Origin of the sequence: Antrihabitans spumae (genome assembly GCF_043944905.1) — a bacterium.
In the GTDB taxonomy this organism is placed as follows: domain Bacteria; phylum Actinomycetota; class Actinomycetes; order Mycobacteriales; family Mycobacteriaceae; genus Antrihabitans; species Antrihabitans spumae.
The window spans coordinates 45,305-71,598 of the sequence record NZ_JBIMSN010000060.1 but is presented as its reverse complement, the minus strand read 5'-3'; the positions used below and the strand labels follow the sequence as shown (position 1 = coordinate 71,598).

The window sequence follows — 26,294 nt, the reverse complement described above, 5'->3', positions numbered from 1 at the left end:
CCGACTATCCGCTGTGCGCGTAGGCGTGCAACACCGACGCCAGCGACTGCGGCACCCGTGCGTGCACGCGCGTGCCGTCCTCGTCGTGCGTCGAATCGAGAATCCGGCCGTCGGCGTGAATCCGCGCCACGAGGTCGCCCCGGTTGTAGGGCAGCAAAACACTCACCTCGACGTCGAGGCGCCCGAGGATCTCGCCGAGCCGCGCACGCAACGAATCGATTCCGTCGCCGGTGTGTGCCGAGACGAACTCCGCGCCCGTGAGAACCCCACGCAACTGCGTCAGCGTCACCGGATCGGCAGCGTCGATCTTGTTGACTACCAACAGTTCCTGCGGTGCGGGTGAGTCGGTCTCGCGCAGCACCGAGGTCACGACCTCGCGCACGGCCTTGATCTGCTCGTCCGGCAGCGGGTCGGAACCGTCGACGACATGCAGCAGCAGGTCGGCATCGGTGACCTCCTCCAGCGTCGAACGGAACGCCTCGACCAACTGGGTCGGCAGGTGGCGCACGAACCCGACCGTGTCGGTCAGGACGTACTCGCGACCGTCGGGCAGATCCGCACGTCGTGTCGTCGGATCGAGCGTGGCGAAGAGCGCATCCTGAACGAGCACACCGGCATCGGTGAGCGCATTGAGCAGACTCGACTTGCCCGCGTTGGTGTAGCCGATGATGGCAACCGACGGCACACCGTTGCCGAGGCGGCGGGAGCGCTTGGTGTCGCGCGCCTTCTTCATGTCCTTGATCTCGCGACGCAGCTTGGCAGTGCGCTCGCGGATGCGACGCCGATCGGTTTCGATCTTCGTCTCACCGGGACCACGCAGACCGACGCCACCGTTGCTGCCCGCTCGACCACCGGCCTGCCTGGACATCGATTCACCCCAACCACGCAGGCGCGGGAGCATGTACTCCATCTGGGCGAGGGCGACCTGCGCCTTGCCTTCGCGCGACGTCGCATGCTGGGCGAAGATATCGAGGATCAGTGCGGTCCGGTCGATGACCTTGACCTTGACCACCTTCTCCAGCGCCGTCAGCTGCGCGGGCGTCAATTCACCGTCGCAGATCACGGTGTCGGCACCGGTCGCGAGCACGATGTCGCGCAACTCGATCGCCTTGCCCGACCCGATGTAGGTCGCTGCGTCGGGTTTGTCGCGGCGCTGCACCATCGCTTCGAGGACTTCCGAACCCGCCGTCTCGGCGAGAGCTGCCAATTCGGCCATGCTGCCTTCGGCCTGCGCGGCGCTGCCTTCGGTCCAGACGCCGACCAGGACGACCCGCTCCAGCCGCAGCTGGCGGTATTCGACCTCGGTGACGTCGGTGAGTTCGGTCGACAACCCGGCGACGCGACGCAGGGCGCTGCGATCGGCGAGCTGCATTTCGCCGACCGATGGAGCCGTCCAGCGGCGCAGCCCCTGAGCGGGCGGGGTGTCGAACGTGGGGAAATCGGTCGTGTCGTCGAACGTGTCATCGTCGTACGTGTCACCGTCGAACGTGGCGTCGGCACTGCCCGCGTCGCCGTCGACCGCAACTGCTTGCGCTGTGTCTGCTTCTGAGTGCTCTGATTTCGTCATACAACGTCCATGATCCCACGCTGGACCGACAGACGCATTCGGTTATTCCGCTAGCGCAAACCGGCCCACCAGTCGTCGTCGATGGTTCCCGACGCAACCAGTACGGACGGTCCTCGTAAATCGGCTTCACCTGCAACGATACGCACGACTACCTCGCCACCGAGCACGCGGACCACAACTTCGCCCTCGTCCGCGCCGTCGAATTTCAGCGCCGCCGCGGCCGCGGCCACGGTCCCGGTACCGCACGAGCGGGTCTCACCGACGCCGCGCTCGTGCACCCTCATGTGCACGGCACCGGCATCGAGTCGCGTCACGACCTCGACGTTCACGCCGTGCGGAAAGAAGCCTGGGTCGTAGCCGGGGGCCACTGCGAGGTTCAACGCTGCGAGCGCATCGGCCGTCAGCTGACCGTCGACACACGCGAGGTGTGGGTTGCCGACGTCGATGCCGATGCCCTCGAACGCTCTGCCGTCGATCGTTGCGACCGACGAACCCAACTCGCGGACCTTGCCCATCGAGACCGTCACCTCGCCGAGGAATCCGTTGGCGCTGTTCACCACAACCGGGCGCGCACCCGCTCGACTACCGACGACGAATTCACGCCGGTCGTCGAGACCGCTGGCGTTGAGATAATGCGCGAACACCCGAACGCCGTTGCCGCACATCTCCGCGATCGAGCCGTCCGCGTTGCGGTAGTCCATGAACCAGTCGTCGGCTGCCACGCCGTCTGGCAGCGTGTCGAGCACGCCCGTCGAGATCAGCGCGCCTGCCTTCGCGACGCGCAGCACGCCGTCGGCACCGAGTCCGCGGCTTCGTGCGCAGAGCGCAGCGACCCGCTCAGCGCGCAGATCGATCGCGGCATCCGGGTCGGGTAGGACGACAAAATCGTTCTCCGTGCCGTGGCCCTTCGAGAACTGCATGGTGCTCAGTCTATTCCAGGCGCCACAGGGGCTCACGGCGCTGCCGCGCGATCTCGTACAGGCTGACCGCTCCTGCCGACGGCGCACCGAGCGAACTTGCCGCACCACCGATCGGGATGTTGACGACGACGTCGCAGGCTTCGCGCCAGGCCGCGCTCATCCCACGCGACTCGTTACCGATCACCAGGATCGTGCCGCCGGTGAAGTCATGGTCGTACACCGCACTCGACCCGTCCTCGTCGGTTCCGACGATGCTCATCGGAACGCCGCCCGCGTGCATACGATCGCGAAACGCGATGACGTCACGCGCGTCGGACACCCGCAGGACGGGAATCGCGAACAGTGATCCAGTCGATGCCCGCACACATTGCGGGTCGAACTGATCGGCGGCATGCCCGCACACGACGACCGCCTCTGCTCCGAAGGCGTTCGCCGATCGAATCAGGGTGCCGAGGTTTCCCGGCGACGTCGGTCGGTCGAACACGACGACGACGGGAGCGTGTCCGGTCGGTGTCCAGGTCGCAAGATCCGTGCTGCGCGTTTTCGCGACGGCGATCAATTCGGGCGCGGTGGAGGTCTTTTCGCCGAGCTCGGCGATCAGGTCGGGTACGAGACCGATCGTCGGGATCGTCGTCGTATCGAGCACTCCCCGAGCCCAATCCGACAGATGTGGCCCACCGACCCGGTACAGCAGCGACTCCAGCGGCCAGTCGTTGTCGAATGCGATCTTGATCGGTCGCACACCTTGTACGAGGAACCGGCCTGCCTTGGTTCGCTTGCTCCGGTTGTGGAGGTAGGACTGCCACTGCTGAAACCCGGCGTTGCGAGCACTGACACGGCGACTTCGCGCCCCTTCGACTATCACTGAACTCCTAGCTGTTGCAGCGACGCGGACACAACGTCCGGGTCTGCGCCGTCGACCCATCTAACCCGACGGTCGCGGCGAAACCACGACCGCTGTCGCCGTACATATCGGCGTGTTCCGATCAGAGTGCGTTCCCGCGCGTCCTCGAGACTCGCCGTGCCGTCCAGATATTCGAGCACCTGCGCGTAGCCGATCGCACGTCGCGCGGTCACTCCCTCTCGCAGACCCTGCTGGACCAGACCTTCGACCTCGGCGACGAAACCCTCGTCGAACATGCGGTCGGTGCGGCGTTCGATCCGCTCATCGAGACCGGCCGTCTCCCGGTCGACGCCGATCACGACCGTCCCCCAGCGCGGCTCCCCGATCGTCGGCGCCGATGCTGCGAACGGCTGCCCGGTCAGCTCGACGACCTCCAGTGCACGCACCATACGACGGCCGTCGCTCGGCAGTATCGCCGCTGCGGCTGCGGGGTCGGCGACGGCCAGTGCTCGGTGCACGGCCTCGACACCGCCATCGGCCAGTACGGCTTCCCATTTGGCGCGCACGGCCGGATCGGTCGCAGGGAAAGTCCAGTCGTCGAGCAGGGACTGGATGTAGAGCATGGAGCCGCCGACGATCACCGGCACCACACCTCGCTCGAGCATCGCTTCGATATCGGCCGTCGCAGCACGTTGGTAGTTCGCTACCGTCGCCGTCTCGGATATGTCGAGAACGTCGAGCCGATGGTGTGGGATGCCCCTGCGGTCGGCGGGAGCAAGCTTCGCGGTCCCGATATCCATGCCGCGGTACTGCTGCATCGCGTCGATGTTGACGATCTCGCCACCGACCCGTTCGGCGATGTCGAGCCCGAGGTCCGACTTGCCCGCAGCGGTCGGACCGACAACAGCAATCGGGACGATCGGCGTAATAGGCGATGTCATGGCAGCCAGAGGCCGACGTGATAGCCGACCCCGTACGGCGCGTCGTCGTAGGTGGTCGTGCAGGTCGGGCTGGTCGTGAACATCGCGGCGAGCACCTGATAGGCGGCTCTGCCTGCAACGCCGAGTTCGGCGCACACGACAGGGTCCAGTTCGGCGATGCGCTCGCAATCGCCTTCCGTCAGAGCAGCACTCAGCTCGTCCTGGTACGCCTGCGCACGCGGATCGAACGACCCGGGCGCCTTGGGGGTCAGCGTGTTGGCGCCGTCGGCGACGATCAACACGCCGTGGTCGGCAACGTCGCCGTCGAATCGCTCGCGGAGCGCTGCACCCAGTTCGGCGCAGTAGACCGGTGACGTGTCCGCCGCGACCACGACGACATCGGCACTCGCCTCGGGTGCAGCACGTCCGCGCAACCACCCGCCGATCAGCACGGCGACGGGCAGGTCGGCGTCCGGCTCACCACTCGACTGCGGCGACAACGTGACACGAACATCGCGGCCGAAGCCTCGGAACGTGCCGACCGCTCCCGGGGGCACTTCGAGTTCCGTCGCGCCGACGCCGATGATCGTCCACCGCTGCGCCCGATCGCCGAGGGCAGCAGCAGCGTCGAGGGCAGTGTTGCGCAATTGCTCGGTTGCAGACGCGTCCGCACCGTTCAACTCGGGAACGAGAACGAGGGGCGACGGAACCAACGCCGCGGCAGTGAACACGCCTTCAACCGTAGTGGCGACCGCGTGCGAGCTCGGACAGGCGTCGCGGCAACGCGGCACGATCTCGCCTGATTCAATGGTCTGCAACGCTCGTACCGGGTCTAATGGGATGAGCAACACGCACAAGGCAGCCGTGACGCGCGGCAGAGACGAGGAAAAGCGATGACCGACGGCAGCGGAATCGAAGCAGGGACACCCGAGTCGAACAGTCCGGCAGCAGGCGCAGAGGAAACCGGCACACCCGAAATCAGCGCACTGGCATCCGGTTCACAGGCAACGGATGCGCCGCAATCGAGCGGATCGGTGGCCGAGGTTCCCACGCCCGCACCGGACGCCGGCCAACCGGGCGCACCGGCCGCGGGAGCACCGAAGCCCGGCGCACCTCGCCCCGGTCCCGCGCCCACCGGCATTCCGAAGCCGGGTGGTCCGAGTCCGCGGGCCGACGCACCCAAACCACACGCGGTCAAACCGACCGGCCCCAAACCTGGTCCAGCACATCTGCATACGGTTGTCGTGCCTGCCGCGAGCGACCCGAGCCTCTTCGGACGCGTCGACGAAGACGGCACGGCCTGGGTCAAGACCGCCGACGGTGAACGTCGGATCGGGTCGTGGCAGGCAGGCGATGCGACGGAAGGTCTTGCCCACTTCGGTCGCCGTTTCGACGATCTCGCCACCGAGGTGACCCTCCTCGAAGCCAGGTTGGCCTCGGGAACCGGCGACGCACGCAAAACCAAGGCGGCAGCGACAGCGATCGCCAACGCGCTTCCCACAGCAGCGGTCATCGGCGACGTCGACTCCCTCGCTCGCCGACTCGCCGCCATCGTCGAGCATTCCGACGAAGCCGCCGCGCACGCCAAGGAAGAAAAAGACCGGGTCCGGCACGAGCACACGGAGCGCAAGGAAAAATTGTGCGCCGAAGCCGAGCAGATCAGCACGGAATCGACGCAGTGGAAAACGGCGGGCGATCGGCTGCGCGAGATCCTCGACGAGTGGAAGACCATCCGCGGCGTCGATCGCAAGGTCGACGACGCACTGTGGAAGCGGTACTCGAAGGCGCGCGAAGGGTTCAACCGGCGCAGGGGTGCGCACTTCGCCGAACTCGATCGCGAACGGGCGGCGGCCAAGACCCGCAAGGAAGAACTGGTCGCCAAGGCCGAGGAGTTGTCGCATTCGACCGAGTGGGGTCCGACGTCGGCGACGTTCCGCGATCTCCTCGTCGAGTGGAAGGCCGCCGGACGGGCGCCTCGCGAAGCAGACGACGCTTTGTGGAAACGGTTCAAGGGTGCCCAGGACGTGTTCTTCGCGGCACGCAATGCCGAAGCGTCCGAACGTGATTCGGAGTTCGAAGAGAACGCGAAGGTAAAGGAATCGCTGCTCGCGAAGGCTGCGCACATCGATCCTGTCGCCGACATCGACGGCGCACGGGCAGCATTGCGCGAGCTCCTCGAGAAGTGGGACGCAGCGGGCAAGGTGCCGCGCGAGAAGATGGCTGATCTCGAAGCTCGGCTACGGGCAATCGAGAAGCGTGTCCGCGACGCCGCCGATTCGCAATGGCGACGTACCGACCCCGAAGCCGTCGCGCGCGCCGCACAGTTCCGTGAACGCGTCGCAGCGTTCGAGGAGCAGGCCGCCAAAGCGACAGCAGCAGGCAAGCGCCGCGACGCGGAGAAGGCGCTCGAACAGGCCAAACAGTGGCGCGAATGGGCCGAAGCCGCCGAAGGCGCGGTCACCAACCGCTGACTTTCACGGATCGAAGGGCCCCCTGACGGCGCTGACCGTCGTCGGCGGACCCCTCGGTCCGCTTGGATCGACAGCTACCTCGGCTGACGCCAGTCCGGTCCGTGGTCCTGCGCTGCTGCCTTGATTCGACGTTGCTCCTCGGCTTCGAGCAGTAGAGCGGTCCGGCTCCACACGACACGGATCCAGTGGAACGTCAGGACCGCAATGGTGATCCAGCCGAGGACGAGGCCGATTCCGGGTCCGCCGCCAGGATGATCGGGTGGGAGGGTCTGGCGACTCCAGATCGCGAGCATGCCGAACACGGTCGCGACGGCTGATCCGGCGACGGCAATCCAGGCAAGAACCCAACGTCGGGTCAGCAGCGCAAGCGTCGAAAAACCGACTCCGAACACAAGCGCGAACCAGACGAACAACCGCGACGGCAACGCGATGTACTCGGCCAACGCGGCATCGTCACCGGCCAGGACATCGAAACCTTTTGCTGCGCCGGTGTGTGGCAGCGCGAGGCTGGCGAGCAGAACGACGACGAGCACGGCAACGACGACGGCACGCACACCTGGATCGATCTCACCCGCCATCTTCTTCTCGACGGCATCGACGTCGTCGCGAAGCTGATCGATGGGGTCGGTTCTCTTGTCCGAGTTGCTCACGTGCTGCATCCTGTCACCGCAGGCAGCGGCGCCGGAACGCCGATCTGCGGTAGTCCTAGTCCAACTCCGATGGGTGGTGTCTTGGGTGTGACGCCACGCTCGAACGCGTCGCCTGCCCGAGTCCTGCGATGGCTCTTCACAAGTCCGTCAGCGATGAGGAAATGCGGTGCGGCCGACGTGACGTCGACGGTGACGATGTCGCCAGGACGAACGGTTCCGTCGATCGCGCCGATCGGTGGAAAGTGCACGAGTCGTCCGTCGCGCGCGCGGCCGCTCATCCGTGCCGCGGCCACATTCTTCTTGTTGGGCGCATCTGCGACGAGTAGCTCGACTTCCCGCCCGACGATCTTGCGGTTTTCCTCGAGCGACACTTCCTCCTGCAGCGCGATCAACCGTTCGAAACGTTCCTGGACGACGGCCTTCGGTACCTGATCGGCCATCTCGGCGGCAGGCGTTCCCGGACGTTTCGAATATTGGAAGGTGTACGCACTCGTAAAGCGTGCCTTGCGAACGACATCGAGGGTCTCGGCGAAATCTTCCTCGGTCTCGCCGGGGAATCCGACGATGATGTCGGTGGTGATCGCAGCGTGCGGCATCGCGGCGCGAACCTTCTCGATGATGCCGAGGAAACGTGCCTTGCGGTAGGAGCGTCGCATCGAACGAAGCACACGATCCGAGCCCGACTGCAACGGCATGTGCAACTGGGGGCACACGTTGGGGGTCGCCGCCATCGCCTCGATCACGTCGTCGGTGAACTCCGCGGGATGCGGTGAGGTGAACCGGACGCGTTCCAGGCCGTCGATGTCACCACACGCGTGCAGCAGTGCGGCGAACGCGCCACGGTCGCGACCGAGCTCGGGATCGGCGAACGACGCACCGTAGGCGTTCACGTTCTGCCCGAGCAGCGTCACCTCGAGCACCCCCTCGTCGACCAGCGCCTGCACTTCGGCCAACACGTCGCCGGGACGCCGGTCGACCTCCTTACCGCGCAAAGCCGGGACGATGCAGAAAGTGCAGGTGTTGTTGCAGCCCACCGAGATCGACACCCACCCGGCATACGCGGACTCGCGCTTGGCAGGCAGGGTCGAGGGAAATGCTTCGAGCGATTCGAGGATTTCGACCTGCGCCTCGTTGTTATGGCGCGCACGCTCTAGCAATGTCGGCAGCGATCCGATGTTGTGGGTGCCGAAGACGACGTCGACCCACGGCGCCTTGCGAACGACGACGTCGCGGTCCTTCTGCGCAAGGCAGCCGCCGACGGCGATCTGCATCCCGGGCCGTTCCTGCTTGACCGGCGCGAGCTGACTGAGGTTGCCGTACAGCTTGTTGTCCGCGTTCTCTCGGACCGCGCACGTATTGAAGACGACAAGATCGGCGCTGGTACCGGCCGCGGCCTTCGTGTAGCCGGCCTCTTCGAGGAGACCCGACAGGCGCTCGGAATCGTGCACGTTCATCTGACAGCCGTACGTCCGAACTTCGTAGCTGCGTTGTTCGGAGCTGAGTTGTTCGGAGCTGAGCTGTTCGGGACGTCCGGAGGATGCGGATTCTACGACTTCGTCGACCTTCGTTGACACGCTTCAGACTAGCCCACGGCGTTGCCCCTCCCGGTATCCGCACAGGTAGACGACCGATCACACCGCTCGAATCCGGTGTGTTGTGTGGTTTGCGCCGGCTCGGGACGGATCCGGCGAAACTCCGTCGATGGCAACGCCTCACATCACCGTGGTGAAAATTTTCAACCGCATGCGACTCGCTGCCTCGATTCGTGTGGCAATTCACAGGAATCCGCATAGGGTCATCAGCCATGGCCCAAGTACGCACACCGTTGGTCGTCCTCGAGAACGTGAACAAGCACTTCGGTGATCTGCACGTGCTCAAAGACATCAATCTGACCATCCACACCGGTGAAGTAGTGGTGGTCATCGGCCCGTCGGGATCCGGCAAATCGACCCTGTGCCGGACCATCAACAGGTTGGAAACGATCGACTCGGGCACGATCACCGTCGACGGGAAGCAACTACCCGAAGAGGGAAAGGCACTAGCTGCCCTTCGATCGGACGTCGGCATGGTCTTCCAGTCGTTCAATCTGTTCGCCCACAAGAGCGTCCACGACAATGTGACCCTCGGCCCCATCAAGGTGCGCAAGATCGACAAGGACAAGGCCGCCGCGCGAGCAACCGAACTTCTCGAACGAGTCGGGATTGCCAGCCAAGCCGACAAGCTGCCTGCGCATCTGTCGGGTGGGCAACAGCAGCGAGTCGCCATCGCTCGGTCGCTCGCGATGGACCCCAAGGTGATGCTCTTCGACGAACCGACGTCGGCGCTCGATCCGGAAATGATCAACGAAGTGCTCGACGTCATGACAGCGCTGGCCAAGGACGGGATGACGATGGTTGTCGTCACCCACGAAATGGGCTTCGCGCGCCGGGCCGCCGATCGAGTCGTGTTTATGGCGGACGGTCAGATTGTCGAAGAAAACACTCCCGACGAGTTCTTCTCGAATCCGCAGAGTGCGCGGGCCCAGGACTTCCTCTCCAAAATTCTCGAGCATTGATCGTCGGTAGTTGAAGTTCAATACAAGTCGCCCAGTCGGGCATACAACAGAATCGGGATACAGAAATGCACCGTCGTTTAGTCGCAGCAGGTGCTGCGCTCCTGATGCTCTCCGTAGCGGCATGCGGTAGCAGCAATGATGATTCGGAATCGCGAGTATCGGTCGCGGAGAGTCCCAGTTTCGAGCAGGGATCGACCATGGCCCGACTCTCCGATGCCGGAAAGGTGAAGGTCGGCATCAAGTTCGATCAGCCAGGCTTCGGCCTGCAGAGCCTGTCCGGAGGTTACGAAGGATTCGACGTCGAGATCGCGAAGATCGTGTCCGCAGGCCTGGGACTCGAGCCCGGCGACATCGAATTCGTCGAAGCACCGTCGCAGCGGCGAGAAGAACTGATCGAAAACGGCTCCGTCGACCTCGTTGTCGCCACCTACACGATCAACGACGCTCGCAAGGAGCGCATCTCGTTCGCAGGTCCGTACTACGAAGCGGGCCAGCAGTTGATGGTCGCCGAAGGCGACTCCACCATCACCGGACCCGATGCGTTGAAGTCGAATCCCGATACCAAGGTCTGCTCGGTCACGGGATCGACGCCGAGCGAGCAGATCAAGCCGTATCTCGCGAATGCCGATCAGCAGCTCGTGCTGTTCGACGTCTACTCCAAGTGTGCTGACGCACTCCGGACCGGACAGGTACAGGCCGTAACGACGGACAACGTCATCCTCCTCGGCTTCGTCGCCCAATCGGACGGCGCGTTCAAACTGGTCGGCGATCAGTTCACCAAGGAGCCGTACGGAATCGGTATCAAGAAGGGCGACACCGCTTTCTGCAACTTCATCGATCAGCAACTGAAGTCCGCCAGCGAGTCGGGTGCCTACGAAGCCGCTTGGAAGGACACCGCGGGTTCGGTCGAGGGCGCGAAGACACCGACGCTTCCCGAAGCCGCACCGTGTAGTTGATTTTCTTCGACGCGTGACATCGGGCCCCACAGGCTCGATGTCACGCGTCGGCTCGGTTCACTCGATCGACGCAACGGGAGGAAGTGCACGCGGTGGGTGTCGTATTCGACAACTTCGATCTCTACTGGTCCGGTTTTCTCACATCGGTACAGATCTGTTTTCTCGGGCTGGTTGGATCGCTGATCCTCGGCATACTCATTGCTGCACTCCGAGTTTCGCCGGTCCCCACCATGCGGTGGGTGGGCACGGCCTACGTCAACATCGTGCGCAACACTCCGCTGACGGTGGTTCTGTTCTTCTTCGCATTCGGGCTACCCGAGCTCGGCATCAACGCGAGTTACTACCGTTTCGGCCTCGCGGCTCTGGTGATCTACACGTCCGCATTCGTGTGCGAGGCCGTACGGTCGGGCATCAATTCGATATCGGCAGGTCAGGCCGAGGCCGCCCGCTCGATCGGTCTGACGTTCGGTCAGTCGCTCACTCTCATCGTGCTTCCGCAGGCGCTGCGGACGGTGGTTCCCCCACTCGGCAGCGTTCTGATCGCGATGTTCAAGAACTCCGCTGTTCTCGGCGCTTTCGGAGTCGGCGGTGATCTCTGGAGCACCGGCCAGAATCTCGCCAGCGCGCAAGGCTACGCGTCGCTGCCGGTCTTCACGGGAGTGGCAATCGGCTATCTCTGCATCACCATCCCGGCCGGAATTGCACTACAGGTCATCGAGCGAAAGGTGGCGATCGCACGATGAGCACCGTCTCGACAGTCGAACCGAAGAAGAAGGCCAAGAAGGCGAGCAGTCCCGGCGCCACCGTACTGTTCGATGCCCCGGGTCCGCGGGCCCGGCAACGGGCACGCATCTTCAGCGTTATCGCCCTCCTTCTCGTGCTCGCGCTCTTTGCCTTGGCCGCGAAGAAGCTCAACGATTCCGGACAGTTCGAGTACGACAAGTGGGGACCACTCTTCGATCCGAGCAACTCGGATTTCACTGTGGTCTGGGAGCGAATCGGTACAGGGCTCAAAAACACGTTGACCGCAGCAGGTCTTGCGATCGTCCTGTCGCTCGTCATCGGCGTGATCATCGGTGTGCTTCGAATCTCTGCCGGCAAGTACGCCCGGATGCCTCTGATTGCGATCATCGAGCTCCTCCGCGGACTGCCGGTGATTCTTGCGATCTACCTGACCTCACGAATCGCCGAGGCGGCCGGTCTCGACCTCTCGGGTCTGCCGGGCGGTGAACTGTTGTGGTTCCTGGTTATCGGCCTCACCGCGTACAACTCGGTCATCATCGCCGAGATCGTGCGTGCCGGCGTGGCCTCGCTACCGAGGGGGCAGAACGAGGCTGCGTTGTCGCTGGGTCTCACCCGTGGCCAGAGCTTGCGGATGATCTTGCTACCTCAGGCCATTCGCGTGATGTTGCCTGCACTCATCAGTCAGCTCGTCGTGATCCTCAAGGACACCTCGCTCATTGCCATTCTCGGCGGCTATCTGGAATTGATGCGAACCAGCGGCATCCTGATCCAGAACCTGCGCAACCCGATTCAGATGTATCTCGTCACGGCGATCATCTTCATTTTGTTCAACTACGGTCTCACCAAACTTGCCGAATACATCCAACGCCGACTCTCCCGGACCGGCGGACCGCAGAAGCCCATCGCGGTCGTCGGCGCACCCCTGTGATCTGCTGGTCAGTCGCCGTCGAGTAGATCGTCGGTATCGGAGCCTGCGTGATCGAGTTCTGCTTTGACGACTCCGAATGCGAGGGACTGGCCGTAGCCTCGGCGTGCAAGCATGCCGACAAGCCTGCGGACGATCTTGTCGCGTTCGGCCGGATCGGCAGGGACGGCGAGGGTCCGTAGTTTGCGTCGAACGAGTTCGGTTGCTCGTTCGTGCTCGTCGTCGCGGGAGATCTGCGACAGCGCCTGCGACGCTATGTCCTGCTCGATTCCCTTGCGGCGCAGTTCGAGTGCGAGGGCCTGCTTGCCTTTGCCCGAGTACGTGTGCCGCGAATGTACCCACTGTTCGGCGAAGGATGCGTCGTCGATCAGCCCGACGTGTGCGAGCCGATCCAGTGTCCGCTCGGCGATGTCGGGTGTGTACCCCTTCTTCGCGAGACTTTGCGCCAACTCGGCCCTGCTGCGTGCCCGGTCGGTGAGGAGGCGCAGGCATACATCTTTTGCCTGCGCCTCCGTGCCACCGCTGGGCTTACCCTCGTTCGTTCGGGTAGCCCGCTCCATCGCCGACCCTAGAAGTCGACCGGAGCAGGCGCGTCTTCCACTGCTGTGACGTCGGCCCCGATGTTGAGCTTTTCCTTGATCTTCTTCTCGATCTCGTTGCAGACATCGACGTTCTGCAACAGGAACTTTCGAGCATTTTCTTTGCCCTGGCCGAGCTGATCGCCTTCGTAGGTGTACCAGGATCCCGACTTCCGAATGAAGCCGTGCTCCACACCCATGTCGATCAGCGAACCCTCCCTGCTGATTCCGAAGCCGTACAGGATGTCGAACTCGGCCTGCTTGAACGGCGGAGCAACCTTGTTCTTGACGACCTTCACACGGGTGCGGTTACCGACTGCGTCGGTGCCGTCCTTGAGCGTTTCGATGCGGCGCACGTCCAGCCGGATCGAGGCGTAGAACTTCAATGCCTTACCGCCGGTGGTCGTTTCGGGTGATCCGAACATCACGCCGATCTTCTCGCGGAGCTGGTTGATGAAGATGGCGGTGGTGTTCGAGTTGCTCAGCGCACCCGTCATCTTGCGCAGCGCCTGACTCATCAGGCGAGCCTGCAGACCGACGTGGCTGTCGCCCATCTCGCCCTCGATCTCCGCACGCGGTACGAGTGCGGCGACCGAGTCGATCACCAGGATGTCCAGCGCACCGGACCTGATCAGCATGTCCGCGATTTCGAGTGCCTGCTCGCCGGTATCCGGCTGCGAGACCAGCAGCGCATCGGTGTCGACACCCAGCTTCTTCGCATAGTCCGGATCGAGCGCATGCTCGGCGTCGATGAATGCGGCGATCCCGCCTGCAGCCTGCGCATTCGCGACCGCGTGCAACGCGACCGTCGTCTTACCCGACGACTCCGGGCCGTAGATCTCGACTACGCGACCGCGGGGCAGACCACCGATACCGAGCGCGACATCGAGCGCGATGGAACCGGTCGGGATGACGCCGATAGGCGGGCGAACGTCGTCACCGAGGCGCATCACCGACCCCTTGCCGAAGTTCTTGTCGATCTGGGCCAAGGCCAGTTCGAGTGCCTTGTCGCGATCGTGTGCCTGTGGTGCCATCGTGTTCCCCTTGTCTCGAATACTCGTCCAGCGAATGGCGGTTACGTTAGAACCAGGTACCGACAAGTTCGTGGTTTTCGGTCTGACCTGCAGCTTTGACTGTCAGTCGATCAGTTCTCCACCAGCATAGGGGAACACCTGTTCGAGTCAAACACATCCGGTGATGACACGCCGACGACTTCGCGTCCGTTTCGCCGGACACCTGCCCGCCGCCGACCGCGGCCTACCAGCGGGAGCGAGGAACGTCGAACTCGGCACACAGCGCACGCCAGACCTCGCGGGGATCTACGCCGTCGTCGATCGCGCGCAGCGGGGTCCGGCCTGCGATCGAGGCGAGCACATGGTCGGCCAAGATGGAATCGCCCCTGGCAACGCCGAACTCACCGTGGACGAGCTCGTGGAAATCGGTAAGTCGCACCACGCCACCGTAGCGGAATCGTCGAACCCGATCGCGCCACCCGACCGCCACCCGACCGCGACGACACCTGGGCTCAGCCTGCGAGCACCTTCCGGCACACCGCGACCGGGTCGTCGACGTCGTTCGCCGTTGCGGCCGCTCGAGCAGCGGCGGCGGCGAACCGCGGATCGCCGAGCACTTCGAGGACCGCGGCGCGTACCGCCTCCGCCGACAGCGGTCGCACGATGACCGCACTCCCCTGCCGCGCCGCCCGATTCGCAAGTTCCCATTGATCGCCACCCCCGGGAACCGCGACGACGGGAACACCGGCGAGCAACGCTTTGGACAACAGCCCGTGGCCTGCACCGCAGACGACAACTGCTGCGTGGGTGAGCAATTCGTCCTGACGCCCCAATCCCGCGGTCGCCCAGTCCGGCAGGTCCGCCGGTGGCGCGTCCAGCGTCGAGACGGCAACCCGCACGTCCGCGTCGGCCAGCCCGGCCAACGTCGCCTCGACCATTCCGACCGCTCCGGTGAACGCGGTCGACGGTGCCACCATGACGAGCGGCGCAGCACCGGGCGGCAGCTCGAGTACCGCCTCGGTCGGCTCCCAGTGCAGCGGCCCGATCACGTGGGCCTCGGCAGGCCAGTCGGGTCTCGGCACCTCGAGGGCAGGCAAAGTCGCGATCAACCTCGCGGCAGGACCAGGGTCGAGTTCGGGTAGGCCGACGCCGACGCGTGCCCGGCTGCGTTGCGCCAAACCCTGCCGAATCGATCGGCCCGTCGCCGCTCGCATCAGATTGTCCCGCAGCCGACCACCGATTCCCTCACCCGGCGCAAGGCCACTCCCTATGGGCGGCAACGCTTTCGAGGGTGCATACAAGGGATGCGGCGACAGCTCGACCCACGGCACGTCCAAGCGCTCCGCGGCGAGGCCGCCACCGGCGGTCAGGATGTCGGAGACGACGAGTTCGGGAAGGGTCGCGCTCAGATCCGGCAGCAGCTCGGTCGAGATGTAGGCGGCCCGCTCGTGGATACGGCGGCCTGCGTCCATGTCGTCGTCCTCGACACGCGGCGCGAGGCCCTTGAGTCGCTGCGCGGTGATGCCCGCCTTCTTGGCATCGTCGAGCCAGCGGGTGCCGGTGAAGAGCATCGGCTGATCACCGGCGTCGAGAAACCTGCGGCACAACGCGATAGCCGGAAAAGCATGGCCAGGATCGGGTCCGGCGACTACGGCAACTCGCATCGCACCAGAGTGCCACAGGACACCCCGCGTCGATGCCGCCACAGCGTCGACTCACCCCATGGTCGACTCACCCCATGAACGTATAAAGCTCGAAGCACACCGCACGCTCGGCCTCGAACCCCTCGATCGGGCCGGTCACCATCTCGATCTGCTTGCGCGCCTGCACCTCTACCGGCTCGTCGCTCAACGCTTCCAGGTAGCGGCGATGCTCGCACAGCGACGCAACGGCCTGCTCGACCGTATCCGTCACATCGACGGCATGCGAGCCGTTCGGTGCCATCACTGCCACCCACCTGGCCGTCCATGGATCCAGATCGGCGAGGTCCGGAAAGATCCACTCGTTGCCTGCATCGGCGGCGGCATCGAGCGTTGCCAGACCGAGCAGCCTGTGGTCCGAGCTGTTGAGCATTCCCGGTCCCCACGTCTCACCGTGGTGGAGGGTAACGACGAGGTCGGGGCGATGCCGCCTGATCGCCCTCGCCAGATCACGACGCAAGTCGAGCCCTGCCGTCAAACGGCCGTCGGGGTGAGCGAGGAACTCGACTTCGCTCACCCCGACGACCGCTGCCGATCGAATTTCCTCGGCCTCCCGCAACGGTCCGCACTCCGCAGGGTTCAGGCCCGCGATCCCAGCTTCGCCGCTGGTCGCGAGCACATAGGCGATCTCCTTGCCCTGTGCGGTCCACCTGGCGACAGCGGCTGAAGCGCCGTATTCGATGTCGTCGGGGTGCGCGGCGATCACGATGCCGCGCTGCCAGTCTTCTGGTACAGGTTCCATGGTGATCTGTCTAGCAGACCGTTGGGGTGCTCGGACGGCCCAATTCGGACGAATCTAGATCTTGGTCAGATCCTTGTGGTCGGATCCCGAAATCGCCTTGTAGAGCATGTAGAGACCGAACACGACCGCGCCGATCACCAGGATCGGGAACAGGCCCTTGATGAGCGCGCCGATCACGGCCAATGCAATCCAGATCAGTGCGACTATGCCAATGATTTTCCAGAACACGCTAAGCCTCCAACTTCGATGAATCCACCAGATCTTGGGATCCGTGTAACACCGATACTGGCATGGCTCTCGCAGCAAAGCAGCAGGTCAGAGGATATATCAGGGTAAGATCAGGGATGACCCTGAGGGCTCTTGGACATAGGCCAAGGCCACGAGTCAGGGACGCCCCGGACCGATCGCGGCGGGATTTGCCAGTTCGGCGAGCGCATCGGCCCAGCCGTCGAGACGGTCTGCTGCGACACGAAGTTCGCGATTCGCCGACGCCAGCGGCGAGCGTTGTTCGAGACCGAGCGGCGACGTCATCCGCGCGGCAGCCTCGAGGAGATGTTCGTACTCGCTCAACCCCGACAACAACTCCCCGAGGGCAAAAGCGATCGACCGCTGCAGTTCCGGACCCGGCCGCCCGACCCGGTGTGCCGCTCGCTCCAACGCAACGATGTCGACCGCCAGCGCTTCGAGTGCCCCAGCAGCCGACTGCGCTGTGGCAGCCGTCTCCGCCAACTCCTCGGCAGGCACGGGCGAGAGTCGCGCCACGACACCGAGCACGTCGTGCAAACTGCGCTCGACGTGCGCCAAACGCGCAATGGCCGGCCGCGCCGACGAACCGACCGGTGGCAGTGCCCGCACCGGAGGCGCCGCGGGCGGGAGCGGCGCATCGCGGAGGCGCAGATACTTTCTGGTCGCAAGCGCCGCAGGCAGAACGAGCACCGCTGCCCCACCCGTGGTTGCCACAACGATCCACACCGGTGCCGCAGCGACCGCGAGGCCCGCTGCGCCGAGTGCGGTCACCCCCGACGCAGCGCCGTAGCGGATGCCGCGTCGACGCGCACGCCGCCGTTTACGAATTTCACGCTCACGCGGATCGGCCCACCGCCGCACCGAGACAAGTACCGAATCTCCGATATCTCTCAGCATGTGGGCCTACCTCGGGTCGCGTGGGTGCGTAGGCCGTCGAGTCCGCTAGTTGGCGGTCTCGCCCTGGCCGGCCTGTGTCTTCGGGGCAACGGCCGGAGTGGCACCGCCGGAGGGCAATGCGTCGCCCTTCATCGAAGCCCTGATCTGCTCGAGCCGCGAATGGCCTGCCATCTGGATGCTCGCCTGCTGGACCTCCATCATGCGGCCCTGCACCGAGTTCTGTGCCAACTCTGCCGACCCGAGCGCATTGGCGTACCGGCGCTCGATCTTGTCGCGAACAGCATCCAGGCTCGGGGTGTTGCCCGGCGCGGACAGTGTGCTGTCCATCGACCGCAGCGACGCGCTGACCTGCTCCTGCATCTTCGCCTGCTCGAGCTGGCTGAGCAGCTTGGTGCGCTCGGCGACCTTCGACTGCAACGCCATCGCGTTCTGCTCGACGGCCTTCTTGGCCTGGGCAGCCGCCTGCAGCGACTGGTCGTGCAGCACCTTGAGGTCTTCGACGCCCTGCTCGGCCGTCACCAGTTGCGCCGCGAACGCTTCCGCGGCGTTCGTGTACTGGATCGCTTTTTCGGTGTCGCCCGCATTCTGGGCCTGATCGGCGAGGTTGACTGCCTGGCGGGCGTTGGCGTTGAGCTTCTCCACCTCGTCGAGCTGGCGGTTGAGCTTCATCTCCAGCTGACGCTGGTTGCCGATAACCGACGCAGCCTGCTGGGACAGTGCCTGATGCTGACGCTGCGCGTCTTCGATCGCCTGCTGAATCTGGACCTTCGGGTCAGCGTGCTCTTCGATCTTGGAGTCGAAAAGGGCCATCAAGTACTTCCAGGCCTTCACGAACGGATTAGCCATCGGTTGATCCCGCCTCCATCTGCTGCGCCGCGCTCAGCGCGACCCGATACGCGACCGTCACGCACCGGAACGTGGTTCTTTTTGCCCGTAACCTTTTTGCCCGCGTCATACTCGGGCCTGCCCTGCAATGTCGGGGCCGCAAAGCCGTGTTCACGGCCGACATTCGGTGCCCATCAGAGAATCTATCCGTTTCTGCGTCCGTCCACAGCACGGAACGATTACTCGACGAAGAACCGAAGCGCTCCGATGCGGCCATCGTCATGCCGCGGCGAGTGCCCGCGTCGTCGGTGCTGGGATGACGATTCGAGTGTCCCCGCCGATCCGTGCTGCTGCAGCTGTTTCCGCTGCTGCGTCGCGGTCCGTCCGTTGCGCGACCGAAGCGGTCCGTCCGGATGCATCGGCCATACTCTCGCTCACGTCGAACAGCACTTCCGCGAGCGGTACCGCGAGGGCATCGCAGATTGCCGCCAACAATTCGCTCGATGCTTCCTTACGGCCGCGCTCGACCTCGGACAGATACCCGAGGCTCACACTCGCCGAATTGGAAACCTCACGCAGAGTCCGACTCTGTGACACCCGGGTACGCCGCAGGCTGTCACCGATTGCCTCACGCAATAGCAGCGCCATCTCGCTCCTCCATCTACGTCCCGCCGTCGCCACAAATCTACCGACCTCGTCAGTTCAACGCTCACGCCGACCCGATTGGTTCCCGACCTTAGCGTGATCTCCGCGCGCGAAGGCGATGAACCAGTTCCGACACAGCCGATTCGACCGCGCCGAGCCGTATCTGCCACCGATCACCGGTCAGCGCCAGCTGGATCGCCTCGGCCCCATCGGGTCCCGCGATGCCGAGAAAGACCGTGCCGACCGCCCGACCGTCTTGAGTGTCGGGGCCGGCAACGCCGGTCAGCCCAACACCCCAATCCGCCCCACAGGTGGTCTTGGCTCCAACAGCGAGTTGCTCGGCGGTAGCGGCCGCGACAGGCCCCTGTGCTGCAAGGACGTCGGCGTCCACCCCACCGATCGAGTGCTTCAGGTCGGTTGCATAGACGATCACTCCGCCGCGCAGGACGTCACTCGCTCCGGGAACTCCCGCGATGGCACCGGCAAGCAGCCCTGCCGTCAACGATTCGGCGGTCGCGACGGTCTGGCCGGCCTGCGCCAGTTCGGACACAAGTTCGCGAACAGCGGTACGGGCGAACGGGTCCGAATTCACGATCGACGCAGCTGCGGAGCATGAACGTGCGCACGCAACCGGATCGACTGCACGACGTAGTCGATGCCCGTGATGACGGTCAGCGCTACGGCGATTCCCATGAGGGTCGTGCTCACAACGGCGAGACCAGCGGGCAGCGGAAGAATATAGAAGCCGATCGCGAACGCCTGGACCAGCGTCTTCAGTTTGCCGCCCCGGCTGGCCGGGATGACGCCGTGGCGCAACACACTGAACCGCAGAGCAGTGATGCCCAACTCGCGCACCGCGATGACGATGGTCACCCACCAACTCAGATCGCCGAGCGCCGACAAGCCGACAAGCGCTGCACCGATGAGTGCCTTGTCGGCGATCGGGTCGGCGAGTTTGCCGAAATCGGTGACGAGTCCGTACTTGCGCGCCAACTGGCCGTCGACACGATCTGTCACAGCCGCCCCAGCGAACAGCAGGAAGGCGACGATCCGCCAGGTCGTGTCGTGCCCACCGTCTGCGAAGAGCGCCCACAGAAAGACGGGGACGATCGCGATTCGCACCATCGTCAGCACGTTCGCAATATTCAGGAGCGGTACTTCGGGTCCGGCGGGCGGATGACCGACCTCGCTGCCTGCGCTCGTCACAGCTGCGGGCACGGACTCGACGCCGACATCGTCGCGATCGTCCTTGGCCAGATCCTCGCGTTGCGCGCTCACCCGACGACTCCAAGGCTTGGCCTACAACAGCCGCGACGGGGCGTGGTGACCCGCTGGCGGGTGGATGGGCGGACCGGCACCAACCAAGACTATCGGGTTGGTGGATGACTAATGTTGCGCGCATGACATCTTCGCCGCCAAGTCCCGGCGACACTATGCCAGTCGTGCGGCGGGCGCGGACATCGGACGTTCCGGAGATCAAGCGACTCGTCGACGTCTACTCCGGAAAAATCCTTCTCGAGAAGAACCTCGTCACGTTGTACGAGGCCACCCAGGAGTTCTGGGTCGCCGAACGCGACGGCGAGATCATCGGTTGCGGTGCGCTGCACGTGCTGTGGGCCGATCTGGGCGAAGTACGCACCGTCGCAGTCGATCCGAAGGTCAAGGGCCTCGGGGTGGGTGGGCTTGTCGTATCGCAGCTCATCCAGGTTGCGCGGGAACTCGAATTGTCGCGCGTGTTCGTCCTCACCTTCGAGGTCGACTTCTTCCGTAAGTACGGTTTCGCCGAGATCGACGGCACTCCCGTGACCGCAGAGGTCTACGCCGAGATGTGTCGTTCCTACGACACGGGTGTCGCCGAGTTCCTCGATCTCAGTTACGTCAAACCGAATACCCTCGGAAACACCCGAATGTTGTTGTCTCTGTGAATCTTTCGATCCCGCTGACTACCCAGGAGCAATCGATGCCACTTTTCGCCGTCGAGTACACCTATTCGGATGCAACCGCCGCCGGACGTGACGAGCATCGTCCGAGCCATCGGGAGTGGCTGGGTCGGCAGGTGGAAGACGGCTTCGTCGTCTCGTCGGGTCCGTATGTGGATGGTTCCGGCGCGCTGATCCTCGTCAGCGCCGCCGACCGCGCAGCTGTCGACGCCAGGCTCGCCGACGACCCGTTCGCGACCGCCGACCTGATCGATGCGGTCCGCGTGACGGAGTGGTTGCCGGTCATGGGTGCGCTCAGCACGTAGTCCGATTTGTTCCCGATTTGTCCCTTTTGTCGTCGCTGGGTAGTTGTCGGACCGCTCGACTAATGTTGCGCAAATGCGATTGGGACTGGACTATTCGGCAGCACGCCCCGGCGGGGCTGCCATACGAGCAGCGGGCTACGACTTCGTGGTTCGGTATCTCTCCGACGGTGGGCCGAGTTTGCCCGGCAAGCTTCTCACCCCCAACGAAGCCGCTGACCTGCGTGCGAACGGCGTCTCGATCGTCTCCAACTGGGAGACGACGGCCAACCGCATGCTCGACGGCTACGGCGCCGGCGTGTACGACTCCAACCTTGCCCGCGCCCAGGTCCTGCGCTGCGGTGGCCGGGCAGACCGGCCGATCTACTTTTCCGTCGATTTCGACGCCACACCGGGCGAGCAGGTTCCGATCGACAACTACCTCCGCGGTGCGGCGTCGGTGCTCGGCCCGGAGAACATCGGGATCTACGGCGGCTACTGGCCGGTGAGCCGAGCACTCGACAACGGCACCGCACGGTGGTCGTGGCAGACCGGGGCGTGGTCGGGCAGCAATGTCGAGACTCGTCGCAACATGCACCAGCGCATCGGCACCGTCTACGTCGGCGGTGTGGCATGCGACGTCAACGAAGCATTCACTGCCGATTTCGGACAGTGGGACTACTTAGGGGACCAACAGGGAAACCCCAATCCTCCGAAGGAGACAGACGTGACACCCGAACAGGACGCAATACTGCGCGACATCCAGATTCAGCTTCGTGGTCCCGGATTGAAGGGCTGGCCGCAACTCGGACCGAATCCCGACGGCGGTTTCCTGACCCTCGTCGACGGTCTCGCGGCCGCGCTGGACCGCATCGACGAACTGGAGAAGGAAATCGAGAAGCTGAACGGCGACCGCAACGGTTGGCCATGGCCGTTCTCAGTCGTCGAGTCGCTCATTCCCGGCAAGAACTAGCAAACGAGTGCGACATCCGGCCCGCACAGGGCGCGGATGTCGCACTCGCTCCGGCTAGCTTGTCTGGCTAGTTTGTTTCCGACTGGCTTGTCTCCGACGCGGTCTTTGCGTCGGTATGGCGTGTACGCAGCAGGCTCGCGACCGCTGTCACGATGAGCACGCCGAGGATCACCGCGAGCGACAATCCCGTCGAAATCTCGGGGACACTCACCATCTCGCCACCGTTGACGAACCCGAGGGTGTTCTCGTGCAAGGCATGCAACACCAGCTTCACGCCGATGAACGCCAGGATGATCGACAATCCGTACGCCAGGTAGATCAACCGGTCGAGCAGTCCACCGATCAGGAAGAACAGCTGCCGTAGGCCCATCAGCGCGAAGGCGTTGGCGGTGAAGACGATGTAGGCCTCCTCGGTCAGGCCGTAGATGGCCGGAATCGAGTCGAGCGCGAACAAGATGTCGGTGAAGCCGATCGCGACGAGTGCAAGGAGCATCGGCGTCACGACGCGTTTGCCGTCGATCTTGGTGGTCAGCTTGCCGTCGTGGTACTCGTCGGTCGTCGGGAGGAAGCGCTTCGCGAGCCGGATGATCTTGCTCTCGCGCTCCTCTTCGATCTCCTCCTCGTGCCCGTGCTCGCGGATGAGCTTGACCGCGGTGTAGATGAGGAAGAAGCCGAACAGGTAGAAGACCCAGCTGTAGGCGTTGATCGCGGCAGCGCCGACCGCAATGAACGCACCGCGCATGACCAGTGCCATGACGATGCCGATCAACAGCACCTTCTGCTGATTCTCACGTGGCACCGAGAAGGTGGCCATGATGATGACGAAGACGAAGAGATTGTCGACGGACAACGCCTTCTCCGTCACGTAGCCGGCGAAATACTCACCGCCATTGGTGCCGCCCCAGATCCACATGACGACGAATCCGAAGATGATCGCCAGCCCGATGTAGACGGCGGACCAGATCGCCGACTCTCGGAAGGTGGGCGCGTGCGGCACGCGCGCATGAGTGACGAAATCGAAGATAAACAGGCCCGCTATTACCAAGCAGGTGATCAACCAACCGAGTGCAGAAACATTCACAGCAACGACCTTACCTACTATTCGGACATACCCGACAGTAGCCGCGAGCCGCCGCCTAGGTCGGTCGTCGCGGCCGGCAACTTCATGCCGCTCGTGCGTCCTTTTGGAGGGCGGACCCTCCGAAAGGACTCACGACTCCTCTGAACCTTCGTCACCTTCGGCGCCGCCGCGGATGGACCACAGCAGACCCTCGAGCTCGTCCGGTTTGACCAAGACGTCACGGGCCTTCGAGCCCTCGCTGGGGCCGACCACTCCTCGCGTCTCCATGAGGTCCATCAGACGACCGGCCTTGGCGAATCCGACTCTCAGCTTGCGCTGCAACATCGACGTCGACCCGAACTGGCTTGTCACAACCAGTTCCACCGCCTGCAGGAACACATCGAGATCGTCGCCGATGTCGGGATCGACATCCTTCTTCTCGCCGACCTTCGACGCGGTGACGCCGTCGGTGTACTCCGGCTCCGCCTGGTTCTTGGTGAAGTCGACGACGGCCTGAATCTCCTCGTCGGAGATGTAGGCACCCTGCAGACGCGTCGGCTTGCCCGCACCCATCGGCAGGAAGAGTGCGTCACCCATACCGATCAACTTCTCGGCACCGGGCTGATCGAGGATGACTCGGGAGTCGGTGAGCGACGATGTCGCAAACGACAGGCGTGACGGGACGTTGGTCTTGATCAGACCGGTCACGACGTCGACAGACGGTCGCTGTGTCGCCAGCACCAGGTGGATACCGGCGGCACGAGCCTTCTGGGTGATGCGCACGATCGCCTCTTCGACGTCGCGGGGCGCCGTCATCATGAGGTCGGCAAGCTCGTCGACGATGGCGAGAATGTACGGATACGGACGGTAGACGCGCTCGCTGCCGAGCGGCGCCGAGATCTCCCCCGACCGGACCTTCGTGTTGAAGTCGTCGATGTGGCGAACCTTGTTGACCTGCATGTCCTGGTAGCGCTGTTCCATCTCCTCCACCAGCCACGCCAGCGCAGCAGCTGCCTTCTTCGGCTGCGTGATGATCGGCGTGATCAGGTGCGGAATGCCTTCGTACGGCGTGAGTTCCACCATCTTCGGGTCGATGAGGATCATCCGAACCTCGTCCGGCGTCGCTCGAGACAGCAGCGACACCAGCATCGAGTTCACGAAGCTGGACTTACCCGAACCGGTCGAGCCCGCGACGAGCAAGTGGGGCATCTTCGCGAGGTTCGCACTCTGGAAGTTGCCTTCGATGTCCTTGCCGAGACCGATCACCAGCGGGTGGTGATCCTTACGGGTCGACGGTGCGGAAAGGACGTCCGCGAGTCGAACCATCTCACGGTCGGAGTTGGGGACCTCGATACCGACAGCCGACTTACCCGGGATGGGCGCGAGCAACCGGACGTTGTCCGTCGCAACCGCATAGGCGATGTTGCGAGCAAGGGCCGTGATCTTCTCGACCTTGACGCCCGGACCGAGTTCGACCTCGTAGCGGGTGACCGTCGGTCCGCGGGTGAATCCGGTGACCGCAGCATCGATCTTGAACTGTTCGAGGACCTCGGTGATCGCCTCGATCATCGAGTCGTTCGCCTTGCTGCGGGTCTTCGGCGGATCGCCGACGACGAGCAGGTTGGCAGGCGGCAACGTGTAGTCGCCTTCGATGACGCGGTCCGCGACGAACTCCGTCTTGTCCGGTTTTGCGGGCTCGTGTTCTTTGACAACGGGTTTCGGTTTGACGCGCTGCTTCGGCGGTGCGGCAACCGGAGGTGGCACCGGCGCCGCAACGGGAAGCACTTCGGTCACCGAATCGGCGGCGACGAACTCGTCGGTCGGATAGTTGTCGGACGGACGGGTTCCACGGGAGCGCTTGGGGGTGTCGTCGACCGGGTAGCCGTCCGCATCAAAGGAATCGTCGGTATAGCCGTCGTCCGCGATCTCGATGTCTTCGACGTCGGGGTAGTAATCGTCGTATTCGTCGCCACCCGATGCGGTTCCGAACAGCGTGCGCAGCCTGTCCGGGATTTCGCGGACCGTTGTTCCGGTCAGCAGCAGGACGCCGAACAGGATCGCAAGCACCATCAGCGGCACCGACAGCCACACCGACAGTCCATCGGTGATGGGTCCGCCTGCGACGTAGCCGACGAACCCTGCACCGCTTGCGCGACCGGCCGCGTCCTGTGGCGATCCTGACGCGAGATGCCACAGACCGAGCACCGGCAACCCGACGAGCAACGAGCCGAGGACCAGTCGCGGGCGGGTTTCGGGGTTGGGCTCGGACCGCATGAGGATGACCGCAATCACAGTGGCCAGCAACGGTATCGCCGCGGCAGGCGCGCCGAGAACTGCGCTGATTCCGGTGTCGATCCAACGGCCGACCGGACCACCGGCGGTGAACCAGATGCTGGCCGCGATGATCGCGCTTGCCGCGATCAGACCGAGTGCGATGCCGTCACGACGGTGACCGTGTTCGATGTCCTTGGCTTTGCTTACCGTGCGGGTCGTCGCGCCGACGCCCTTGGCGGCCAGTGCCCAGCTCGAACCGACACCTTTGCCGATGGTCGCGAAGAAAGACTTCTGCGGCTTCCGTGCAGGTGCGCGCCGCGCGGCCGGGCGTCCCGACCCCGAACGTGAGGCCGCGGACTTGCGTGGCGTCGAGACGGTTCGCGTCGTGCGCGAGCGCGGCTTCGGCTTCTCGCCGGCGCCATCGGCTGCCCTACTTCCAGCCCTTGAACCGGATGATGCCGTGGTTGCGCGCGCGCCCGATCGCGATCGTGCTGCGGTCGGGCTTCCGGACTTTGCTGCCATGGGTGTCAGATTAGTCGCAAAAGCCCCATCGAGACCATCTGCAACAC

At 64.3% G+C, this 26,294-nt stretch carries 28 protein-coding genes; 8 read left to right on the top strand and 20 right to left on the bottom strand.

Annotated elements, in window-relative coordinates; genetic code table 11:
- Positions 1-4: 4 nt before the first annotated feature.
- The 5 genes from hflX to ACHIRB_RS14585 are packed head-to-tail and all read right to left on the bottom strand — an operon-like array spanning position 5 to position 4,982.
- Positions 5-1,567 (bottom strand): GTPase HflX, encoded by a 1,563-nt coding sequence (gene hflX, locus ACHIRB_RS14605; protein ID WP_395123792.1) that lies wholly within the window; start codon positions 1,565-1,567, stop codon positions 5-7.
- A 50-nt stretch (positions 1,568-1,617) separates the two neighbouring features.
- The gene (gene dapF, locus ACHIRB_RS14600; protein WP_395112151.1) at positions 1,618-2,487 is read right to left on the bottom strand and encodes a diaminopimelate epimerase; all 870 of its coding nucleotides are present in this window, start codon (positions 2,485-2,487) and stop codon (positions 1,618-1,620) included.
- A gap of 10 nt (positions 2,488-2,497) precedes the next feature.
- Positions 2,498-3,352: a TrmH family RNA methyltransferase gene (locus ACHIRB_RS14595; RefSeq protein WP_395112153.1), complete on the bottom strand. Its 855-nt coding sequence runs from the start codon at positions 3,350-3,352 to the stop codon at positions 2,498-2,500.
- Positions 3,349-4,272, bottom strand: a complete 924-nt coding sequence (gene miaA, locus ACHIRB_RS14590; RefSeq protein ID WP_395112154.1) for a tRNA (adenosine(37)-N6)-dimethylallyltransferase MiaA — start codon at positions 4,270-4,272, stop codon at positions 3,349-3,351. The genes ACHIRB_RS14595 and miaA overlap by 4 nt, the downstream gene beginning before the upstream one ends.
- Positions 4,269-4,982, bottom strand: coding sequence for a class III extradiol ring-cleavage dioxygenase family protein (locus ACHIRB_RS14585; protein WP_395123791.1), 714 nt, complete (start codon positions 4,980-4,982; stop codon positions 4,269-4,271). Before ACHIRB_RS14585 ends, miaA begins: the two co-directional genes overlap by 4 nt.
- 162 nt (positions 4,983-5,144) lie before the next feature.
- On the opposite strand from ACHIRB_RS14585, the gene ACHIRB_RS14580 reads away from it, so the two are divergent.
- On the top strand, positions 5,145-6,722 hold the full coding sequence (locus ACHIRB_RS14580) for a DUF349 domain-containing protein (protein WP_395123790.1): 1,578 nt from the start codon (positions 5,145-5,147) through the stop codon (positions 6,720-6,722).
- A gap of 74 nt (positions 6,723-6,796) precedes the next feature.
- Here ACHIRB_RS14580 and ACHIRB_RS14575 read toward each other — a convergent pair whose 3' ends face one another.
- Together ACHIRB_RS14575 and miaB are read right to left on the bottom strand one after the other, a co-directional pair.
- Entirely contained in the window at positions 6,797-7,381 is a 585-nt protein-coding gene (locus tag ACHIRB_RS14575; protein WP_395123789.1) for an Rv2732c family membrane protein, read from the bottom strand.
- A complete protein-coding gene (miaB, locus tag ACHIRB_RS14570) occupies positions 7,369-8,946 on the bottom strand; it encodes a tRNA (N6-isopentenyl adenosine(37)-C2)-methylthiotransferase MiaB (protein WP_395123788.1) in 1,578 nt (525 codons plus the stop codon). Before miaB ends, ACHIRB_RS14575 begins: the two co-directional genes overlap by 13 nt.
- Positions 8,947-9,176: 230 nt before the next feature.
- Here miaB and ACHIRB_RS14565 point away from each other — a divergent pair, with 230 nt between their 5' ends.
- The 4 genes from ACHIRB_RS14565 (at position 9,177) to ACHIRB_RS14550 (ending at position 12,554) form a co-directional block, all read left to right on the top strand.
- Positions 9,177-9,926, top strand: coding sequence for an amino acid ABC transporter ATP-binding protein (locus ACHIRB_RS14565; RefSeq protein WP_372433212.1), 750 nt, complete (start codon positions 9,177-9,179; stop codon positions 9,924-9,926).
- 197 nt (positions 9,927-10,123) lie between these two features.
- Entirely contained in the window at positions 10,124-10,882 is a 759-nt protein-coding gene (locus ACHIRB_RS14560) for a glutamate ABC transporter substrate-binding protein (protein ID WP_233529857.1), read from the top strand.
- Between the two features lie 92 nt (positions 10,883-10,974).
- Complete coding sequence (locus ACHIRB_RS14555; protein WP_199706349.1) at positions 10,975-11,625, top strand: amino acid ABC transporter permease; 651 nt, start codon at positions 10,975-10,977, stop codon at positions 11,623-11,625.
- Positions 11,622-12,554, top strand: a complete 933-nt coding sequence (locus tag ACHIRB_RS14550; protein ID WP_395112161.1) for an amino acid ABC transporter permease — start codon at positions 11,622-11,624, stop codon at positions 12,552-12,554. Before ACHIRB_RS14555 ends, ACHIRB_RS14550 begins: the two co-directional genes overlap by 4 nt.
- Before the next feature lie 8 nt (positions 12,555-12,562).
- Here the strand turns inward: ACHIRB_RS14550 and recX are convergent, their stop codons facing one another.
- From recX to pgsA, 11 genes are all read right to left on the bottom strand, one after another.
- On the bottom strand, positions 12,563-13,111 hold the full coding sequence (recX, locus tag ACHIRB_RS14545; RefSeq protein WP_395123787.1) for a recombination regulator RecX: 549 nt from the start codon (positions 13,109-13,111) through the stop codon (positions 12,563-12,565).
- A gap of 8 nt (positions 13,112-13,119) precedes the next feature.
- Positions 13,120-14,163 carry a recombinase RecA gene (gene recA / locus ACHIRB_RS14540; protein ID WP_199706356.1) on the bottom strand — a complete coding sequence of 348 codons (1,044 nt, stop codon included), beginning with the start codon at positions 14,161-14,163 and terminating at the stop codon, positions 13,120-13,122.
- A 223-nt stretch (positions 14,164-14,386) separates the two neighbouring features.
- A complete protein-coding gene (locus ACHIRB_RS14535; protein WP_395112164.1) occupies positions 14,387-14,581 on the bottom strand; it encodes a DUF3046 domain-containing protein in 195 nt (64 codons plus the stop codon).
- 73 nt (positions 14,582-14,654) lie between these two features.
- Entirely contained in the window at positions 14,655-15,806 is a 1,152-nt protein-coding gene (locus ACHIRB_RS14530) for a glycosyltransferase (RefSeq protein ID WP_395123786.1), read from the bottom strand.
- Between the two features lie 67 nt (positions 15,807-15,873).
- On the bottom strand, positions 15,874-16,584 hold the full coding sequence (locus tag ACHIRB_RS14525; RefSeq protein WP_395123785.1) for a PIG-L deacetylase family protein: 711 nt from the start codon (positions 16,582-16,584) through the stop codon (positions 15,874-15,876).
- 54 nt (positions 16,585-16,638) lie between these two features.
- Positions 16,639-16,812 carry a hypothetical protein gene (locus ACHIRB_RS14520; RefSeq protein ID WP_199706368.1) on the bottom strand — a complete coding sequence of 58 codons (174 nt, stop codon included), beginning with the start codon at positions 16,810-16,812 and terminating at the stop codon, positions 16,639-16,641.
- A gap of 156 nt (positions 16,813-16,968) precedes the next feature.
- Positions 16,969-17,727 (bottom strand): phage shock envelope stress response protein PspM, encoded by a 759-nt coding sequence (gene pspM, locus ACHIRB_RS14515; RefSeq protein WP_395112167.1) that lies wholly within the window; start codon positions 17,725-17,727, stop codon positions 16,969-16,971.
- A gap of 45 nt (positions 17,728-17,772) precedes the next feature.
- The gene (locus ACHIRB_RS14510; RefSeq protein ID WP_199706372.1) at positions 17,773-18,573 is read right to left on the bottom strand and encodes a PspA/IM30 family protein; all 801 of its coding nucleotides are present in this window, start codon (positions 18,571-18,573) and stop codon (positions 17,773-17,775) included.
- A gap of 258 nt (positions 18,574-18,831) precedes the next feature.
- On the bottom strand, positions 18,832-19,200 hold the full coding sequence (locus ACHIRB_RS14505; protein WP_199706374.1) for a helix-turn-helix domain-containing protein: 369 nt from the start codon (positions 19,198-19,200) through the stop codon (positions 18,832-18,834).
- A gap of 88 nt (positions 19,201-19,288) precedes the next feature.
- Positions 19,289-19,789 (bottom strand): CinA family protein, encoded by a 501-nt coding sequence (locus tag ACHIRB_RS14500; protein WP_395123784.1) that lies wholly within the window; start codon positions 19,787-19,789, stop codon positions 19,289-19,291.
- Positions 19,786-20,415 (bottom strand): CDP-diacylglycerol--glycerol-3-phosphate 3-phosphatidyltransferase, encoded by a 630-nt coding sequence (pgsA, locus tag ACHIRB_RS14495; protein WP_395112235.1) that lies wholly within the window; start codon positions 20,413-20,415, stop codon positions 19,786-19,788. The genes ACHIRB_RS14500 and pgsA overlap by 4 nt, the downstream gene beginning before the upstream one ends.
- 182 nt (positions 20,416-20,597) lie before the next feature.
- Here pgsA and ACHIRB_RS14490 point away from each other — a divergent pair, with 182 nt between their 5' ends.
- The 3 genes from ACHIRB_RS14490 (at position 20,598) to ACHIRB_RS14480 (ending at position 22,391) form a co-directional block, all read left to right on the top strand.
- A complete protein-coding gene (locus tag ACHIRB_RS14490) occupies positions 20,598-21,122 on the top strand; it encodes an amino-acid N-acetyltransferase (RefSeq protein ID WP_199706378.1) in 525 nt (174 codons plus the stop codon).
- 35 nt (positions 21,123-21,157) lie between these two features.
- On the top strand, positions 21,158-21,442 hold the full coding sequence (locus tag ACHIRB_RS14485; RefSeq protein ID WP_395123783.1) for a YciI family protein: 285 nt from the start codon (positions 21,158-21,160) through the stop codon (positions 21,440-21,442).
- Positions 21,443-21,515: 73 nt separating this feature from the next.
- Positions 21,516-22,391: a DUF1906 domain-containing protein gene (locus ACHIRB_RS14480; RefSeq protein ID WP_395112171.1), complete on the top strand. Its 876-nt coding sequence runs from the start codon at positions 21,516-21,518 to the stop codon at positions 22,389-22,391.
- 67 nt (positions 22,392-22,458) lie between these two features.
- Here ACHIRB_RS14480 and ACHIRB_RS14475 read toward each other — a convergent pair whose 3' ends face one another.
- Together ACHIRB_RS14475 and ACHIRB_RS14470 are read right to left on the bottom strand one after the other, a co-directional pair.
- Complete coding sequence (locus tag ACHIRB_RS14475; protein ID WP_395123782.1) at positions 22,459-23,472, bottom strand: TerC family protein; 1,014 nt, start codon at positions 23,470-23,472, stop codon at positions 22,459-22,461.
- Between the two features lie 129 nt (positions 23,473-23,601).
- Positions 23,602-26,247 carry a DNA translocase FtsK gene (locus ACHIRB_RS14470; protein ID WP_395123781.1) on the bottom strand — a complete coding sequence of 882 codons (2,646 nt, stop codon included), beginning with the start codon at positions 26,245-26,247 and terminating at the stop codon, positions 23,602-23,604.
- Positions 26,248-26,294 lie beyond the last annotated feature (47 nt).

Excerpts from the sequence above, each read along its gene's own strand:
- hflX (WP_395123792.1), bottom strand. The coding sequence starts at position 1,567 with ATGACGAAATCAGAGCACTCAGAAGCAGACACAGCGCAAGCAGTTGCG.
- dapF (WP_395112151.1), bottom strand. The coding sequence starts at position 2,487 with ATGCAGTTCTCGAAGGGCCACGGCACGGAGAACGATTTTGTCGTCCTA.
- miaA (WP_395112154.1), bottom strand. The coding sequence starts at position 4,272 with ATGACATCGCCTATTACGCCGATCGTCCCGATTGCTGTTGTCGGTCCG.
- ACHIRB_RS14580 (WP_395123790.1), top strand. The coding sequence starts at position 5,145 with ATGACCGACGGCAGCGGAATCGAAGCAGGGACACCCGAGTCGAACAGT.
- ACHIRB_RS14575 (WP_395123789.1), bottom strand. The coding sequence starts at position 7,381 with ATGCAGCACGTGAGCAACTCGGACAAGAGAACCGACCCCATCGATCAG.
- ACHIRB_RS14565 (WP_372433212.1), top strand. The coding sequence starts at position 9,177 with ATGGCCCAAGTACGCACACCGTTGGTCGTCCTCGAGAACGTGAACAAG.
- ACHIRB_RS14560 (WP_233529857.1), top strand. The coding sequence starts at position 10,124 with ATGGCCCGACTCTCCGATGCCGGAAAGGTGAAGGTCGGCATCAAGTTC.
- ACHIRB_RS14550 (WP_395112161.1), top strand. The coding sequence starts at position 11,622 with ATGAGCACCGTCTCGACAGTCGAACCGAAGAAGAAGGCCAAGAAGGCG.
- recX (WP_395123787.1), bottom strand. The coding sequence starts at position 13,111 with ATGGAGCGGGCTACCCGAACGAACGAGGGTAAGCCCAGCGGTGGCACG.
- recA (WP_199706356.1), bottom strand. The coding sequence starts at position 14,163 with ATGGCACCACAGGCACACGATCGCGACAAGGCACTCGAACTGGCCTTG.
- ACHIRB_RS14530 (WP_395123786.1), bottom strand. The coding sequence starts at position 15,806 with ATGCGAGTTGCCGTAGTCGCCGGACCCGATCCTGGCCATGCTTTTCCG.
- ACHIRB_RS14525 (WP_395123785.1), bottom strand. The coding sequence starts at position 16,584 with ATGGAACCTGTACCAGAAGACTGGCAGCGCGGCATCGTGATCGCCGCG.
- pspM (WP_395112167.1), bottom strand. The coding sequence starts at position 17,727 with ATGCTGAGAGATATCGGAGATTCGGTACTTGTCTCGGTGCGGCGGTGG.
- ACHIRB_RS14510 (WP_199706372.1), bottom strand. The coding sequence starts at position 18,573 with ATGGCTAATCCGTTCGTGAAGGCCTGGAAGTACTTGATGGCCCTTTTC.
- ACHIRB_RS14505 (WP_199706374.1), bottom strand. The coding sequence starts at position 19,200 with ATGGCGCTGCTATTGCGTGAGGCAATCGGTGACAGCCTGCGGCGTACC.
- ACHIRB_RS14490 (WP_199706378.1), top strand. The coding sequence starts at position 20,598 with ATGACATCTTCGCCGCCAAGTCCCGGCGACACTATGCCAGTCGTGCGG.
- ACHIRB_RS14485 (WP_395123783.1), top strand. The coding sequence starts at position 21,158 with ATGCCACTTTTCGCCGTCGAGTACACCTATTCGGATGCAACCGCCGCC.
- ACHIRB_RS14480 (WP_395112171.1), top strand. The coding sequence starts at position 21,516 with ATGCGATTGGGACTGGACTATTCGGCAGCACGCCCCGGCGGGGCTGCC.
- ACHIRB_RS14470 (WP_395123781.1), bottom strand. The coding sequence starts at position 26,247 with ATGGCAGCAAAGTCCGGAAGCCCGACCGCAGCACGATCGCGATCGGGC.